Raw genomic sequence first — 17,201 nt, forward strand, 5'->3', positions numbered from 1 at the left:
GTTCTATCTTAACAGGATTGATCGAACTACGACCAACATCGTAGAACGCACTGTCAAAGAATACATTTATTATTATAACAACATTCGTATTCAAACAAAACTAAACAACCAATCACCGATAAACTATCGGCAATTGGCTGTATAAAGGTGTTTTGATCCCTGTCTCAAAAACGGGGGTCAGTCCCCAGGTCGTTGCTTTTTTTGTCTTCAATTATCAAAATATTTTCAGTACTTGTCTCATAGACTGGGAAAAGAATTTGCTTTTAGACAAGGGGAGGCTACATGAATCGATTTGTAAAAGGGGTCATTCTGCTATCTGTCGCAGCTTTCATAGCGGAGTGTATAGAGTTTTTAGTCAATATGATTTTAGCGAGAGAGCTTGGAGAACATGGAATGGGTCTTTATATGAGTATCCTTCCAATTATCATGCTTGTGCTTGTGATCGCTAGTTTAGAGCTGCCAGTCTCCATTTCTAAATTCATTGCAGAATCGCATGAGCGTCTTCATAAAAGTATGCTGCGTCATGCATTTCAAATGACGCTTGTGGTGACTTGCACAACTACAGGGATAGCAGCGGTTGTATTGCCGTTCATTCCAGTGTTTCAGTCGTATCATCCACTGATGAAAGGGTTGGTGCTGTCACTCATTCCTATTATCGCGTTTACTTCTATCGCACGTGGTTATTTTATGGGGAAGCAGGAAATGGGCAGAATCGCCCTAGCGAATATGTTAAAAAAAACAATCCAGCTCATCTGCTTGTTTTTGTTTTTTCATTGGTATTCCTTTGATATCGAAACAGCGGTACTTATCGCTATTGGAGTCATAGTTGCGAGTGATCTTGTTGTCTTTATCTATTTATACTCCCAATACGTTATGGCGAAAAATGCTGTAAACGTGAGATCTGTTGAATTAAGAGGGATAGATGTAAGAAAGCGCTTGTTGGCGGTCTCCATTCCAACAACTGGGATGCGCATTTTTCATGCCATCGCCAATGCCGTTGAACCCTTTTTAATCAAGGGATCCCTCGTTGCAGCTGGCATATCGGGAACATTAGCTGTTGATCACTACGGAATGCTTGCTGGTGTAGCGATGTCGATCGGTTTTTTCCCGGCATTTATCGCTCATTCGATCATGATTGTGATGATTCCAAATGTATCTGAAGCCTATGCTTTAGGGCAGTATCATCTTGTGAAAAAACGTGTAAAGCAGGCGATTTTGATTACATTTGGATATGGGGTGCCTGCCGTGATGGTGATGTATTATTTGGCTAATCCGCTCACGCAGCTCTTTTTTGATTCATCGCAAGCCGCTGTCTATTTACAGCTGCTCTGGCCATACTTTTTATGCCACCTGTTTGTAATGCCATTTCAAGCGTGTTTAATCGGTATGGGGCTGATTAAAGATGTGTTCCTACATAATATATGGGTGCATGTGGTCACGTTTTCTATGGTGTATTTCCTCGGATCAATGGAAGCTCTGAATATGATGGGGGTCATATTAGGGATGAACACGGGCATGCTGCTATTGACTGCTCTGCATTATGCAACGATTTGTAAGGAGCTCGGCGTTTCGATGTTTCTCACAATGAAAAAAGGTTGAATGTCATCTTCAACTAGAGGGCAAGCTATTAGAAAACTGGGAAGGAAGATCCTGATGAATCGTAAATATCTGCTCGCCAGTCTTCTGATCATGACTATTCTTTCATTTTTGATGAATACAGAGGTAAAAGCGAAACAGCCTGTTATGGCACCGAGGATAGAGGTTCCTACATTAACTGGCGAAACGCAATTCATACCGCCGAAAGGGAAACGAGCGATCCTTCATTTTTGGACAACATGGTGCCCGTCCTGCAAAATGGAGCTCCCAGCCTTTGAGCAGATCGTCAAAGAAAATCAGAGTGATGTTGACATACTGACTGTTAATTTACTAGGTGCTGAACAAAGTAAAAACGCTGTCGCCCAATTTGTAAAAGACAAAAAGTTTACATTCCCGATCGTTTTAGATGAACGCGGAGAGTTGATGAAAAAATACCAAATCATCACCATCCCAACGACCTTCTTCATTAATGAAAAAGGAGAAGTGGTAAAAAACCATGTAGGCCCAATGACGAAAAAACAAATCAAAAAATGGACGAATTCGTAAAATACATCCTTTCTGTAAAGAACCAATGGACATTCCTTTGGTTCTTTTTTGTGTTCCATTGCTTTCATTTGAATAAACTTTGCTTGAGGAGGATAGGAAAGGTCTATTTCAATAATGATAATTATTATCAAAAAGAAATTAAAATAATTATTAATTGAAAATTGATCAGAACCTGTTATAATGAGTTACAGACCTACAGGAAGCTTGAAAAATCATAAGAATATAGATGGAAAACGGAACGGGTAACGATTGATGATATGAAAATAATTATCAATTAGGGAGGAGAAAACGATCATGAATGAGAATTCATCACTATATCAAACGACAAATCAAAAGGAATCAAAAAGATATTTTCACAAGTGGGCACAGCACGGAGAATTAATTGCAGCAGGGATTTCGGGGATTCTCATCTTGATTGGATGGGTTTTAGAGGATAAAAGCATGTGGAGTATTCCTCTTTTCATCCTTGCTTTTGCCATCGGAGGATTTGCAAAGGCGAAAGAAGGAATAGAAGAAACTATTTCATCTAAGACATTGAATGTTGAGCTTTTGATGATTTTCGCAGCGATAGGTTCAGCTATTATTGGATATTGGGCGGAGGGTGCCATCTTAATTTTTATTTTTTCATTAAGTGGTGCGCTTGAAACGTATACGTCAAATAAAAGCAAAAAAGATTTAACGGCCTTAATGAGTATCGCCCCGGATGAAGCCACTTTAATTGAGGAAGATGGCACAACCATTCGAATCTCCTCTTCATCATTAACGCCAGGCGATCGTATTATGATCAAAGCTGGAGAACGTATTGCGGCTGATGGTGTAATCTTAAGCGGAAAAACAAGTGTGGACGAATCTGCACTCACTGGTGAATCTGTTCCTCAGGAAAAAGGGCAAGGGGAAGATGTGTTTGCAGGAACTGTCAACTTAAATGGTTCGTTAACAGTAAAAGTAACGAAACATAATGAAGAAACGCTTTTCCATAAAATTATTAAGCTTGTTGAATCAGCGCAAGAAAGTGTTTCGCCGAGCCAAGCATTTATCGAAAAATTTGAAGGAGCATACGTAAAAGGTGTATTAATCACCGTAGCTATTTTAATGTTTCTTCCTCATTTTGTACTCGGCTGGAGCATGAGTGAAACCTTCTACCGGGCAATGGTGTTTATGGTCGTCGCATCACCTTGTGCACTTGTGGCATCCATTATGCCAGCAGCTCTTTCACTTATCTCAAACGGCGCAAGAAACGGTATGCTTGTGAAAGGAAGCGTCTTTTTAGAAAAGCTCGGCACAAGCACGATGATCGCATTTGATAAAACGGGCACAATTACAAGCGGGAAACCAGCTGTAGAAAAAGTTGTGATAGCAAAAGGACAAGATGAACCTGCTTTTTATCAGACGCTCTATCAAATTGAAAGTCAATCCAACCACCCATTGGCTAAAGCGATTTCTGATATGGCAAAAGAGCATCAAGTGGAACAATCAGCACATGTAACCATTGAAGAAACCTCTGGTTTTGGTGTAAAAGCACAATTGAATGGAGAAACATGGCGTATTGGGAAGAAGGATTTTGCAGGAAAGGCTTCAATGGACCGTGAGATTGAAGAAATTGGTGACGATCTTTCATTAAAAGGATATACAGTGGTGTATGTTCAAAAGGACAAAGAGGTCGTTGGGTGTCTTGGTCTTAAGGATCAAATAAGGCCAGAAGCCAAAAAAATGATTCAAGAACTGAATGATTTAGGCATCCAAACTGTTATGCTGACAGGAGACCAGAAAAAAACAGCTGAAGCCATTGCAGAAGAAGCCGGCATCCAAACCGTGGTTGCTGAATGCCTTCCAGATGAAAAGGTAAACGAAGTCAACAAACTAAAAAAACAAGGTGATTCTATTATTATGGTAGGTGACGGAATAAATGATGCACCTGCACTTGCCACAGCAGATGTTGGGGTTGCGATGGGCGGGGGCACAGACGTTGCCCTAGAAACAGCGGATCTTATTTTAATGAAGAACAACTTAAATAACCTGACAAAGATGATCCGCCTTTCAAGAAAGATGAATAGAATCATTAAACAAAACATTATCTTTTCATTAACTGTAATTTGCCTCTTAATTTGTGCGAATTTCTCACAAGTCCTTGATTTGCCTTTGGGTGTTATTGGGCATGAAGGAAGTACGATTTTGGTTATTTTAAATGGGCTGCGTCTGCTTCGTGCATCTTAAGCAACTCATCATGGTGCACTGACATGAAGTCAGTGCGCTTTTGTGCGAAATGCAGCAAAAACTGATACAATAGATCAGTAGTAAAACCGTGTGAGGAGGATACGATGAACCGAATGAAAAACTTGTCTTCTTGGCTTCAGAAAAAAGACATTCAAGGTGCATTTATACATACAAAGGAAAATGTGTTTTATCTATCAGGATACTTCACAGAGCCGCACGAAAGAGTCATGGGGCTGTTTGTTTTTCAGGAAGCAGATCCATTTTTTATTTTGCCTAAGATGGAAGTAGAGCAGGCGAAGAATGCTGGATGGTCGGGCGATATCATTGGGTATGAAGACCATGAAAACCCATTTGAATTCATTCAGTCAGCGATAGAAAAACGAGGTATACGAGCGACTCGTCTTGCGATTGAAAAAGAATCAATTCCACTGCAACGAGCAGAGCAGCTACACGCTGTCACGGGTGCAGAAACATTCGTCCGGGCAGAAGAGGAACTAAACCAGCTAAGACTGATTAAGGACGAAGCTGAAATAGCGACACTGAAAAAAGCCGCTCAATTGGCTGATAAAGGTGTAAACATTGGGGTCAACGCCTTAAAAGAAGGGATCACAGAAACAGAAGTGCTCGCTTTCATTGAATATGAACTAAAGAAAAAAGGTATCCAAGGCATGTCCTTTTCAACAATGGTTCTTTTTGGTGAAAAATCAGGCGAACCTCATGGGAATCCAGGACAGACAGCCTTAAAAAAAGGCGATTTTGTATTATTTGACCTTGGCGTCATTGTGGATGGATATTGTTCAGATATTACGAGAACGTTTATCTTCCAAGAAGCATCTGAAAAGCAAAAGGACATTTATCACACCGTATTAAAAGCAGAAATGGCCGCACTTGAAATGAGTCAGCCAGGTGTGAGAATCGGTGACCTTGACTTAAAGGCAAGAGGGCTGATCACAGAAGCGGGATATGGAGAATATTTCCCGCACCGCCTTGGACATGGATTAGGAGTCTCTGTTCATGAATTTCCTTCCATGAGCCAAGCCAATGACGACCTTCTGCAGGAAGGTATGGTCTATACGATTGAGCCGGGTATTTATGTACCAGGAGTCGGCGGGGTTAGAATTGAAGATGATGTTCTCATTACAGCAGATGGTCCAGTCACCTTAACCAATTATCCAAAAGAGCTGACGATCATCCATTAAAAAAAATCACGATGAACATCCGAAATATGGAAATGTCATCGTGATTTTTTGTCACTCTTGCCTATCCTTATCAACAAAAAAATCATCAATTGATTGAAACGGTTTGATTTTATGTTCTTTTCCTAAAGGATGTAATGCGAAGCGAGCAGAAAACAAAACAGCCATACATAATATGATCCATATGATGATACCCATCTTGAATTCCCCTTTCCATCCAGTGATTTGTTCAGCTCATATACATCTTAAAGTATGAAACGCTTATCATATCAAGAGAAAGTAGGAGAAAAAATGCCAAACATAAGGGAGATTGCGAAAAGAGCGGGCGTTTCTGTAACAACCGTCTCACGTGTGATGAATCATCATCCTTATGTCAAAGATGAAAAACGAGAACGAGTTCTGAATGCGATGAAAGAGCTTAAATATACAAGGAATATCCACGCAGTGCATTTAGCTAAGGGCTATTCGAATATGCTCGGGATCGTTCTCCCAACGATTGATCACTCCTATTTCAGCGGAATTGTCACAGGTATTGCTGAGAAAGCACAGGCGAGCGGTATGCACTTTGCTTTGTTTCAAACGGTTTATGATCCATTAAAAGAAAAAGAAGCCTTGATGAGTTTAAAAGAGCGGCGTGTTGACGGGTTAATCTTTTGCTCAAATGCGTTAAGTGATCGAGACATTCTCAAGTGGCAAGATTTTGGACCAGTTATTTTTTGTCATCCTACGGCACATGATGAATGTTCTGCAGTATCTATTGCGCATGATCAAGCATTTAAAGAAGGGCTTGATCATTTAGCGTCATGCGGTCATCAGCGAATTGCGATCGTTCTTGCCAGAACAGAAGGAGCGAATAGCCAAACGCGCCTTCAGGCTTATCAAGAAATGATGCGATCGCTCGGGCAGGACATTGATGAGGAGTGGATCATCGAAGGAAAGCTGACACTTTTTGATGGAAAGCAATTATTTACAGAATGGCAGGGGATGAAAAATCGTCCCACAGCATTACTGATCACAAATGACGACGTATCTGCAGGCTTTTTATTAGAAGCACAGCGTCACCACATAAAAGTAGGGGAATCACCAGCCATACTCGGCTTTCAAAACGAACAATTGAGTGAGGCTCTAGGGATTTCTAGCATTGAAATACCAATCAAACAAATGGGTCAGGAAGCTTTCGACTTGTTTTATCGGGCATTAAAGGGAGAAGCGCCAGAAAAAAGAGTGCTGCCTTTTCGCCTTATCGAGCGAACAACCACCGTTTTAAAAAACAATCGTTGACGCACGTTTCATCTGTTTTGTACGATAAGAGGGATTGAATAAGAAGGAGGTGGGGATGTTCATGGAATCCTTCACCGTTGATAAAGCGTTAAATAATAATGTCATCATTGCAAGACACCCTTCTTATGAAGAAGTGGTTTTGATTGGAAAAGGGATCGGCTTTGTAAAAAAATCGGGTGATGTTCTCGATCAAGCGTCATTTGAAAAGATGTTTGTGTTAAAAAACACGAAAGAACAAACTGAATATAAACAGTTGCTTCATCACATTGATGAGAACATGATCGAGCTTGCCAATGACGTCATTTATCATATACGAGAAAAATTGGGACATCGCTTGAATGAGTATATTCATATTGCACTGACCGATCATATTGCCTTTAGCTTTAAGCGAGTACAACAAGGCTATGATATCACCAATCCTTTTATGTTTGAGACAAAGTCGTTATACCCGAAAGAATACGAGGTCGCAAAGGAAGTCGTTGAACTGATTAACGAGCGGCCGGATATCGAAACAAAGCTTCCAGAAGGGGAGATTGGCTTTATCGCTCTCCACATTCATTCAGCTTTAACGAATCGGCCTCTATCTGAGGTGAATCGTCATTCGCAGCTCATCACTCAAATGGTCCAAGTCATAGAAGATTCATTTCATATGAAGGTAGACAGAGAAAGTATTCATTATTTACGTTTATTACGCCATATTACGTTTTCTATCGAGCGTATTAAAAGGGAAGAATCAATAGAGGAGCCAGAAAAGCTGTTTCATCTATTGAAAAATGAATATCCGCTATGCTACAATACTGCTTGGAAAATGATCAAAATAATGCAACATGCATTGAAAAAACCTGTACATGATGCTGAAGCTGTTTATCTCACTCTTCACCTGTACAGATTGACTAATAAAATTTCATAGTTTCCATTGAAACGTGTAACTGATTCGATCAGGCATGAGTGACTTAAGGTAAATACAGGATAAGATCCTGTTATTTGCGCAATATCACCATGCCTTTTTTGTGTTTGAAAGTGAAGTGGAAATGTAAATGGTTAATTATGAAATGTACGTCAGGGATTGAAAATGTATGTTGTAAGCGAAAACAAAAGGAGGTTCAACCAGTGTTTAAATCACTTTTTGGTGTGTTGCAAAAAATTGGACGAGCACTTATGCTTCCAGTTGCCATCCTTCCTGCTGCTGGTATTTTATTAGCACTTGGAAATGCGATGCAAAATCCGCAACTAATTGATGTAGCTCAATTTTTAAGCAATGATACAATTCAGCTTGTTGCAAGTGTTATGGAAAATGCAGGGAACATTGTCTTCTCGAATCTTCCGCTCTTATTTGCCGTAGGGGTTGCGATCGGTCTTGCCAATGGAGACGGTGTGGCAGGGATTGCCGCAATTATCGGTTATCTTGTCATGAACGTTGCCATGAGTGCCGTTTTAGTGGCAAATGGATCGATCCCTTCAGATTCTGTGAAATTGGCTCAATTTTTCAAGGAAAGTCATCCAGAGTATATCAACATGCTCGGCATTCCGACCTTGTCTACCGGCGTTTTTGGTGGGATCATTGTTGGGGTTTTAGCAGCTTATATGTATAATAAATTTTACAAAATTGAGCTCCCACAATATCTCGGTTTCTTTGCTGGTAAACGTTTTGTTCCAATCGTCACATCCATTTCAGCACTTATTTTAGGCCTTTTGATGCTGATCATTTGGCCGCCAATCCAAAGTGCACTGAACTCTTTTTCAACAGGACTGCTTGCAGCGAATGAGCCGCTTGCTGCCTTTGTATTCGGTGTGATTGAACGTTCACTAATTCCATTTGGTCTGCACCATATTTTCTACTCGCCATTCTGGTATGAATTCTTTAGCTATAAGAGCTTATCAGGAGAGCTGGTACGTGGTGACCAGCGTATCTTCATGGCACAAATCAAAGATGGTGTCCAGCTGACAGCCGGAACATTCATGACAGGAAAATATCCGTTCATGATGTTTGGACTTCCAGCAGCAGCACTTGCGATTTACCATGAAGCGAAACCAAAGAATAAAAAGCTTGTAGCTGGAATTATGGGCTCAGCCGCACTCACATCTTTCTTAACAGGGATTACAGAACCGCTTGAATTTTCATTCTTGTTCGTTGCACCATTATTATTTGCGATTCATTGCGTATTTGCCGGAATATCCTTTATGATAATGGATATTCTAAACGTGAAAATCGGGATGACCTTCTCAGGAGGGTTAATCGACTTTTTCTTATTTGGTATCTTGCCAAACAGGACGGCTTGGTGGCTTGTGATTCCAGTAGGTCTCTTACTTGCTGTCATTTATTACTTCGGCTTTAGATTTGCAATTCGCAAATTTAATCTGAAAACGCCAGGTCGTGAGGATGAAGCGACAGATGGTGCAAGTGGAGCTAAGTCTGAAAAAGGTGATGACTTGCCGTATGAAATCCTTGAAGCGATGGGTGATCAAGAAAACATTAAACACCTAGATGCTTGTATTACGCGTTTGCGTGTCACTGTGAATGATCAGAAAAAAGTGGACAAAGACCGTTTGAAAAAGCTTGGCGCTTCAGGTGTTCTTGAAGTAGGGAACAACATTCAGGCAATCTTCGGCCCGCTCTCTGATAATTTAAAAACACAAATGCAAGACATCATTGCAGGCCGCATGTCTCGTCTAGCTAAAGACCCTTCCGCAAAAGAAGAAGTTAGCCAGCAGGTCGAAGAAGTGATTGCAAAGCCGCTTCAAAATGAGCAAGAGGAAATCTTTTCTTCACCAATTACAGGGGAGCTGTATCCAATTACGGATGTACCAGATCAAGTATTCTCAGGGAAAATGATGGGTGACGGTTTCGCCATCTTGCCAAAAGATGGAATGGTGATATCACCAGTGAAAGGGAAAATATTAAATGTTTTCCCAACGAAACACGCGATTGGCCTACAATCTGAAAATGGACTTGAAATTTTGATTCACTTCGGTATTGATACGGTCAGCCTAAAAGGTGAAGGATTTGAAGCATTCGTACAAGAGGGAGATCAAGTAAAAATCGGTCAAAAGCTCTTAGAAGTTGATATTGATAAAATTAAGTCTGAAGTACCATCTTTGATGACACCAATTGTATTTACAAACTTAAGTGAAGGACAATTTATTGACCTTCAAGAATCCGGTGAAATTAAAGCTGGTCAAGAAAACATCATGAAAATTTCAAAATAATTTTCATAACTGCCGTTCTTGTTAGATGACAAGCACGGCAATATGATATAATATTTTGTGGATGTATTAATTGTATAAAAAGGAGATTGATTAAAATGGCTCAACAAACATTCAAAGTAACTGCAGATTCTGGAATTCACGCACGTCCTGCAACAGTTCTTGTTCAAACTGCTAGTAAATATGATGCTGATATTAACTTAGAATATAATGGTAAAACAGTGAACCTGAAATCTATTATGGGTGTAATGTCTCTAGGAATTGCGAAAGGTGCTTCGATCACGATTTCTACTTCTGGTTCTGATGAAAATGATGCACTTGCAGCTTTAAAAGACACAATGAAAAGTGAAGGCCTAGGCGAGTAATGCAACAACTGAAAGGAATCGGTGCTTCAGCAGGCGTTGCGATTGCAAAAGCATATCGTCTGGAAGAACCAGATTTAACTGTTCACCAAAAAGACATCAATGATCCAGAGACAGAAGTGAAGCGTTTTGAAGAAGCAATTCATGTTTCTAAACAAGAACTTGAAGCAATTAAAGAACATGCGCTAAAAGAGCTTGGCCAAGACAAAGCAGATATCTTTTCTGCACACCTTCTTGTGTTAAGTGATCCAGAGCTGCTAAACCCAGTAAAGGACAAAATCAAATCTGATAAAGTAAATGCTGAATTTGCTTTAAAAGAAACAGCGACGATGTTTGTCAAAATGTTCGAAGCAATGGACAATGAATACATGAAGGAACGTGCAGCGGATATTCGCGACGTAACAAAACGTGTAACTGGACATTTGCTAGGCGTTGACATTCCAAATCCAAGCATGATTTCTGAAGAAGTGATCATCATTGCTGAAGATTTAACACCTTCTGATACTGCTCAGCTGAACAGACAATTTGTTAAAGGTTTTGCGACAGATATTGGCGGACGTACTTCTCACTCAGCCATCATGGCAAGATCTATGGAGATTCCAGCAGTTGTTGGAACAAAAGAAGCGACAAAAACGGTGAAAAATGATGATGTCATCATTGTTGATGGTATTAGCGGAGACGTCATCATTCAGCCTTCTGAAGATGAAGTGAAAGCGTATCAAAAAAAGCATGAAGACTACTTAGCTCAAAAAGCGGAATGGGCGAAACTGGTTGACCAGCCAACGGTCACAAAAGACGGCGTTCACGTAGAGCTAGCGGCAAATATCGGAACACCTGAAGATGTAAAAGGTGTACTTGAAAATGGCGGCGAAGCAGTCGGATTGTACCGTACTGAATTTTTATACATGGGCAGAGATCAGCTTCCTACAGAAGAAGAGCAGTTCGATGCGTATAAAACGGTTCTAGAGAAGATGGAAGGGAAAGCAGTTGTTGTCCGCACACTTGATATTGGTGGCGATAAAGAACTTCCTTACTTGCAGCTTCCAAAAGAAATGAACCCGTTCCTTGGCTATAGAGCGATCCGCCTTTGCCTAGAAGAGCAGGAGATTTTCAGAACACAACTACGCGCGTTACTTCGTGCAAGTACATATGGAAACTTGAAAATCATGTTCCCTATGATCGCGACGTTATCAGAGTTTAGAGAAGCAAAAGCCATTTTACTTGAAGAAAAAGAAGCATTGGTTGCCGCTGGTACAGTCGTTTCTGATTCCATTGAAATCGGAATGATGGTGGAAATTCCATCAACTGCTGTCATCGCAGACCAATTTGCAAAAGAAGTAGATTTCTTCAGTATTGGAACAAATGATTTGATTCAATACACAATGGCTGCTGATCGAATGAACGAACGAGTGTCTTATCTTTATCAGCCATACAATCCAGCTATTTTACGCCTTATTACGCTTGTCATTGAAGCAGCGCATAAAGAAGGCAAATGGGTTGGTATGTGCGGTGAAATGGCAGGAGATGAAATCGCAATCCCACTTCTACTTGGATTAGGATTAGATGAATTTTCAATGAGTGCAACTTCCATTCTTCCAGCAAGAACGCAGCTAAGCAAGCTTTCCAAGGAAGAAGCTGCATCATTTAAAGAGCATATTTTATCACTTAGTACAACAGAAGAAGTTGTTGAATTCGTCAAGAAAACGTTTTAAAAAACTCGGTGAATCAAACCAGGCAGGTTACACTGTCTGGTTTTTTTGTCGAATTTTATCATAATAAGTCATATCGAGCGAAGAGAAGGGCATTCTATAATAAAAAATGGAGGTGACCAGATTGCTTTTTTCAGACTATAAGCCAGGTGATCAAGTATATGTGATTTATCGAAATCCACATGCAGCAAATGTAGCACAAATTAAAGAAGCAGAAATCGTTTCACATCCATACAATGATCAAGAGCTTGCGCTATTTTTACTTGAAACATATCATCCATTAGCACCTGATGATGCCATATTTCCAACTTACGAAGAAGCTGAAGCCCTGTATCAAGATCTATTTGAATAAGGGAGATATTAGAAAGGATAAAAGCCATCCTGAGCGGTTAAAGTAAGGGAAACCTTAAAGGTAAGGATGTGCTAAATATGATCAAGCCTTTCGTCCCCCAGCTTGTTTACATTGAACCTCGTGCGTTAGAGTACCCATTAGGACAAGAGCTGAAGGAAAAGTTCGAAGATATGGGAATTGAAATAAGAGAAACGACTTCACATAACCAGGTGAGAAATATCCCAGGGAAAAATGACTTGCAAAAGTATCGTAATGCGAAATCAACGCTTGTCATTGGTGTAAGGCAAACATTGAAGTTTGATTCGTCTAAACCATCTGCAGAGTATGCGATTCCGTTTGCGACAGGATGCATGGGGCATTGTCATTATTGCTACCTACAAACGACTATGGGAAGTAAGCCGTACATTCGAACATATGTCAATGTAGAAGAAATATTAGATCAGGCAGAGCAATACATGAATGAGCGTGCGCCGGATATCACAAGATTTGAAGCCTCGTGTACCTCCGACATCGTAGGGATTGACCATTTGACACATATACTCAAACGAGCGATTGAATACTTCGGACAGTCCGATCTTGGCAAGCTTCGCTTCGTCACAAAATTTCATCATGTCGATCATCTATTAGATGCAAAACATAACGGACGAACAAGGTTCCGCTTTAGTATTAATGCCGATTATGTCATTAAATATTTCGAACCAGGAACATCACCGCTCGATCAGCGGATTAAAGCGGCTGAAAAGGTAGCCAAAGCAGGCTATCCACTTGGCTTTATTATTGCCCCAATATATCTTCATGAAGGCTGGCAAGGGGGATATAAAGTGCTTTTTGAAAAGCTCGATGCAGCTCTTCCTGAAGATGTGAGACAGGATATCACCTTTGAAATGATTCAGCACCGTTTTACAAAACCAGCGAAGCGTGTCATCCAAAAAAACTACCCGAAAACAAAATTAGAATTAGATGAAGAAAAAAGAAGATACAAGTGGGGTCGATATGGAATTGGTAAATATATCTATAAAAAAGATGAGGAACAAGAACTAAGACAGACGTTAGAATCATATATCAATCAGTACTTTACGTCTGCAAAAATTGAATATTTTACTTAAAACAAGCCTTTGTGGCTTGTTTTTTCTATTTAAATTTCTTGCAACTATTGAAAAGGTACCAATTTTACCGATATATAAGACGAAAGTAGGATGTAGGGGTGATGAGATGTTTAAGAAACTTCAAATGAAGATCGCTGTATTTATCTCAGTTATTTTAATTTTAACTGTCGTAGCGGATCAAGTTAGTTCCAACATAGTATTAAGACCACTCATTGAACGAAATGCGAAAACAACCACAACAGCAATGGTAGAAAGCATGAGAGACATCATTGCACTAAAGCTTGATAATTACAGCAATACAATTAACAAACTGGCAACAAGTACACTTACTGAAGATTTTGTACAAAAACAAACAAAACAAACATTGGCACTTGAAAGCGATGAACTAAAAGGTTTGCAGGAGCAGGATGAACTTATCTCGCTTGCCTATATTGGAACAAGTGCCGGCAAAATGTTCGCTTTCCCAGAGTCTGATTTTGGCGAAGGGTATGATCCATCGAAACGAGATTGGTTTATTCAATCGGCTGAAAAGCCTGATGAGGTCTTGTGGACAGACCCATATATCGATAAAGCAACGAATGAAATGGTCGTCTCAGCGACTAAGGCGATAGTTCATAATGGAAAAGTCGTTGGGGTCGCTGGACTTGATTTGAAGCTGTCCTCCATTCAATCCTATATAAAGGAACAAAAGATTCCTTATATGGGCACCGCTTTCTTAGTTGATGGTACAGGAACTATTTTGGCACATCCAACTCATCAAGGAAAAAATATATCAAAAGTAGCTTCTTTGAAAAAAGCGATCGACAATTCTGGTATTGATGATGACAAAGAGCTGACTGTCATTTCTAAAATGAAAGAAGGGAATTTAACGATAGGGGTTAGCTTCGAGAAAAAGAAATTGCTTTGGATCACTGAACAAATGAATCAGACAAGTATCATCATATCTGTCATTGTCATTGTACTTGCCATGATTCTAAGCTTTTTATTAGCAAGAAGCATTACAACACCAATCCAACGTTTAGTAGAGCATGTTCGTAAAGTGTCTGAAGGCGATTTAACCAGCTCACTTGAAACGAAGTCCAAGGATGAAATAGGTTTCCTCACGAAAAGCTTTAATCAGATGACAGAGGGCATCAGAGAGTTAATCGAAAAAGTGAAAGGTGCTTCAGATCAGGTTGTGAAATCAACTGATGAAGTGACGCAAATTTCAAACGAGACCTTGCTATCTAGCGAACAGATTGCAACTGCCATTCAAGAGGTAGCTACAGGGGCGTCTAAGCAGGCATCAGAGGTTGAAACCATTAATGAGAAATCAGAGCATTTGTATGAAAAAGTTCGTCATATGGTTGAGCTTGCCTCGCAAATGCAAACCAACTCAAAATCATCTGAAGATGCAAGCTATAGAGGACTTGATGCTCTTGGTCAGCTCGTCCAAAAATCGACACAAGCAAGTGAAGAATCGAAGAAGGTAGAGCAAATGCTGCTTGACCTTGAGCATAAAACGAAAAATATTGAAAACGTCGTGACGGCAATCTCTGAAATCTCTGACCAAACGAACTTACTTGCACTAAATGCCAGCATTGAAGCAGCGAGAGCGGGAGAAAGCGGAAGAGGCTTCGCTGTTGTCGCAGAAGAAGTAAGAAAGCTGGCTGAACAATCTGTGCAATCAACTAAACACATTAGTGAAACCGTGAAACTCATTCAAGATGAATCAAAGAAGGCAGCAGAAGCGATGACAGCAGCAAGTAAAATGAATGAGGAACAAGGTGAAGCCATCAATGCAACAGGTGAGGCACTAAACAGCATCACAATGGAAATGCAGGCGCTTGTCGGCTCCATTGATAGCATTCATTCACAGATCAATGAAATGACAGAAGAACAGCAGAAAATGAATGATTCCATTCAAAGCATTGCTGCAATTTCAGAAGAATCTGCGGCTTCAGCTGAGGAAGTGCATGCTTCTACAGACGAACAAGTGCAAGCTTTAGAAAGAACGAAAACTTCGACCGAAATGCTAAACGAATCAAGCGAGGCATTACGTCAGGCGGTTGACCGGTTTAAGCTATAATAGAGAGTGAAGGAACCTTGCAACGTGAGCAAGGTTCTTTTTGTATGATAAAATAAGAGCTAGGGGGTGTTGACATGGATGTCAATCTATTTTGAAAAAAAGCATTGGTTGCAGCAAGCAGTCAGGGAATTGGAAAAGCGATTTCCTTTTCTCTAGCAAAAGAGGGAGCAGACGTGACGCTCTCAGGGAGACATGAGTATTCGCTAAAAGAAAAGGTCAAAGAATTTTCCCCGCTCGTAAAAGGTCAGCTGACCTTCAAGTATGTGATGTGTCTAATGCGCAAACCAAGGAGCTTTTGGATACGGCTGCTGGTGAGTAAAATCGTCTTCACATTCTTATGAACAATACAGGCGGTCCTAAAAGGAACGTTCGCTACCTAAACGGATCAAGATTGGGAACGAGCTATCCCGCTTGGCCGGTACGGACAGCCCGAAGAATTTGCTACATATGCGGCTTTTCTTTTATGAAGCCAATACATATATGACAGGTCAAACACTTGTGAATGATGGTGGATTCATACAAAGTCTCTTTCAGGAGGAACACGTGATGGTAAAAATCAAAACAGTTGGTTTTATTGGAATCGGTGTAATGGGAAAAAGTTTGGCAGGACATTTAATGGCTGCAGGATATGAGGTTCTCATTTATACAAGAACAAAAGCAAAGGCAGACGCATTGATTGAAAAAGGCGCTTCGTGGAAATCGACATTGAAGGATATGGCAAAAGATGCGGACGCCGTCATCACAATGGTTGGATATCCATCAGATGTGGAAAAGATCTATTTAGGAGAAGAAGGGCTCGTGACACATGCTGCGCGAGGTACATATCTCATTGATATGACAACATCGAAGCCTCAGCTTGCAAAAGAGATTGAAATGAAGGCGAAGGAAAGAGGACTATTTGCGTTAGATGCGCCGGTATCTGGCGGAGACGTAGGGGCAAAAAACGGAACGCTGGCAATTATGATTGGTGGAGAAAAAGCAGCCTATGAAGCTTGCCTGCCGTTATTTCATCAAATGGGCGAAAACATTCAATATCAAGGGCCTGCAGGAAGCGGTCAGCATACTAAAATGTGTAACCAAATTGCCATCGCTGCAGGCATGGTAGGTGTCGCAGAGGCAATGGCCTACGCAACAAAATCAGGTCTTGATCCAGAGCAGGTGCTCAAAAGCATCACAACAGGTGCTGCAGGAAGCTGGTCCTTGTCAAACCTTGCACCACGAATGCTGAAAGGTGATTTCGAGCCAGGATTTTATGTGAAACATTTTATTAAAGATATGGGCATTGCGCTTGAAGAAGCTGAGCTGATGGGAGAAGAGATGCCGGGCTTGTCACTTGCGAAGTTTCTTTATGAAAAGCTTCGTGAAGAAGGCGAAGAAAACAGCGGAACACAAAGCATCTATAAATTGTGGGTGAAATAAGAAAGCCTGTCCCCATTGGGGACAAGCTTTTTTGTATAATAAGGGTAATAACACAATTCTGCGGGGGATGAACATGTTATCGAAACGTGAAGAAGAGAGAAGAAATCAATTAGAAGTAGTGGCTTTAGATGAATTAGTGCCTGAAGAT

Annotated in this window: 15 protein-coding genes and 1 pseudogene; all 16 read left to right on the forward strand. The window is 40.5% G+C overall.

Annotated features, from left to right (window positions below; genetic code table 11):
* On the forward strand, positions 1–145 hold a 145-nt coding region (locus WAX46_RS13740), incomplete at its 5' end, for an IS3 family transposase (RefSeq protein WP_336493244.1).
* Between the two features lie 137 nt (positions 146–282).
* Positions 283–1,599, forward strand: a complete 1,317-nt coding sequence (locus tag WAX46_RS13745) for a polysaccharide biosynthesis protein (RefSeq protein ID WP_336494208.1) — start codon at positions 283–285, stop codon at positions 1,597–1,599.
* 54 nt (positions 1,600–1,653) lie between these two features.
* Positions 1,654–2,142 carry an endospore biogenesis thiol-disulfide oxidoreductase StoA gene (gene stoA, locus WAX46_RS13750; RefSeq protein WP_336494209.1) on the forward strand — a complete coding sequence of 163 codons (489 nt, stop codon included), beginning with the start codon at positions 1,654–1,656 and terminating at the stop codon, positions 2,140–2,142.
* A 294-nt stretch (positions 2,143–2,436) separates the two neighbouring features.
* On the forward strand, positions 2,437–4,356 hold the full coding sequence (locus WAX46_RS13755) for a heavy metal translocating P-type ATPase (RefSeq protein WP_226567043.1): 1,920 nt from the start codon (positions 2,437–2,439) through the stop codon (positions 4,354–4,356).
* 104 nt (positions 4,357–4,460) lie between these two features.
* On the forward strand, positions 4,461–5,555 hold the full coding sequence (locus WAX46_RS13760; RefSeq protein ID WP_226567042.1) for a M24 family metallopeptidase: 1,095 nt from the start codon (positions 4,461–4,463) through the stop codon (positions 5,553–5,555).
* 288 nt (positions 5,556–5,843) lie between these two features.
* On the forward strand, positions 5,844–6,833 hold the full coding sequence (locus WAX46_RS13765; protein WP_226567040.1) for a LacI family DNA-binding transcriptional regulator: 990 nt from the start codon (positions 5,844–5,846) through the stop codon (positions 6,831–6,833).
* A 55-nt stretch (positions 6,834–6,888) separates the two neighbouring features.
* Complete coding sequence (glcT, locus tag WAX46_RS13770) at positions 6,889–7,743, forward strand: glucose PTS transporter transcription antiterminator GlcT (RefSeq protein ID WP_281430306.1); 855 nt, start codon at positions 6,889–6,891, stop codon at positions 7,741–7,743.
* Between the two features lie 200 nt (positions 7,744–7,943).
* Entirely contained in the window at positions 7,944–10,040 is a 2,097-nt protein-coding gene (gene ptsG / locus WAX46_RS13775; RefSeq protein ID WP_336494210.1) for a glucose-specific PTS transporter subunit IIBC, read from the forward strand.
* A 95-nt stretch (positions 10,041–10,135) separates the two neighbouring features.
* Positions 10,136–10,402: a phosphocarrier protein HPr gene (locus tag WAX46_RS13780; protein WP_336494211.1), complete on the forward strand. Its 267-nt coding sequence runs from the start codon at positions 10,136–10,138 to the stop codon at positions 10,400–10,402.
* The gene (ptsP, locus tag WAX46_RS13785) at positions 10,402–12,111 is read left to right on the forward strand and encodes a phosphoenolpyruvate--protein phosphotransferase (protein WP_336494212.1); all 1,710 of its coding nucleotides are present in this window, start codon (positions 10,402–10,404) and stop codon (positions 12,109–12,111) included. Before WAX46_RS13780 ends, ptsP begins: the two co-directional genes overlap by 1 nt.
* 106 nt (positions 12,112–12,217) lie before the next feature.
* Entirely contained in the window at positions 12,218–12,460 is a 243-nt protein-coding gene (locus WAX46_RS13790; protein ID WP_336494213.1) for a transcriptional regulator SplA domain-containing protein, read from the forward strand.
* Between the two features lie 77 nt (positions 12,461–12,537).
* Entirely contained in the window at positions 12,538–13,566 is a 1,029-nt protein-coding gene (gene splB / locus WAX46_RS13795) for a spore photoproduct lyase (protein ID WP_336494214.1), read from the forward strand.
* Between the two features lie 124 nt (positions 13,567–13,690).
* Positions 13,691–14,695 (forward strand): annotated as a pseudogene (locus WAX46_RS15940) (cache domain-containing protein); the annotation flags it as partial.
* Positions 14,687–15,634, forward strand: a complete 948-nt coding sequence (locus WAX46_RS15945; RefSeq protein WP_442895676.1) for a methyl-accepting chemotaxis protein — start codon at positions 14,687–14,689, stop codon at positions 15,632–15,634. The pseudogene WAX46_RS15940 and the gene WAX46_RS15945, both read left to right, overlap by 9 nt.
* 104 nt (positions 15,635–15,738) lie before the next feature.
* A complete protein-coding gene (locus tag WAX46_RS15950; RefSeq protein WP_442895675.1) occupies positions 15,739–15,975 on the forward strand; it encodes a hypothetical protein in 237 nt (78 codons plus the stop codon).
* Between the two features lie 205 nt (positions 15,976–16,180).
* Positions 16,181–17,053, forward strand: a complete 873-nt coding sequence (locus WAX46_RS13810; RefSeq protein ID WP_336494216.1) for an NAD(P)-dependent oxidoreductase — start codon at positions 16,181–16,183, stop codon at positions 17,051–17,053.
* Positions 17,054–17,201 lie beyond the last annotated feature (148 nt).

It is taken from the genome of Bacillus sp. FJAT-53060 (assembly GCF_037104745.1).
Lineage (GTDB): Bacteria > Bacillota > Bacilli > Bacillales > Bacillaceae > Bacillus > Bacillus stratosphericus_B.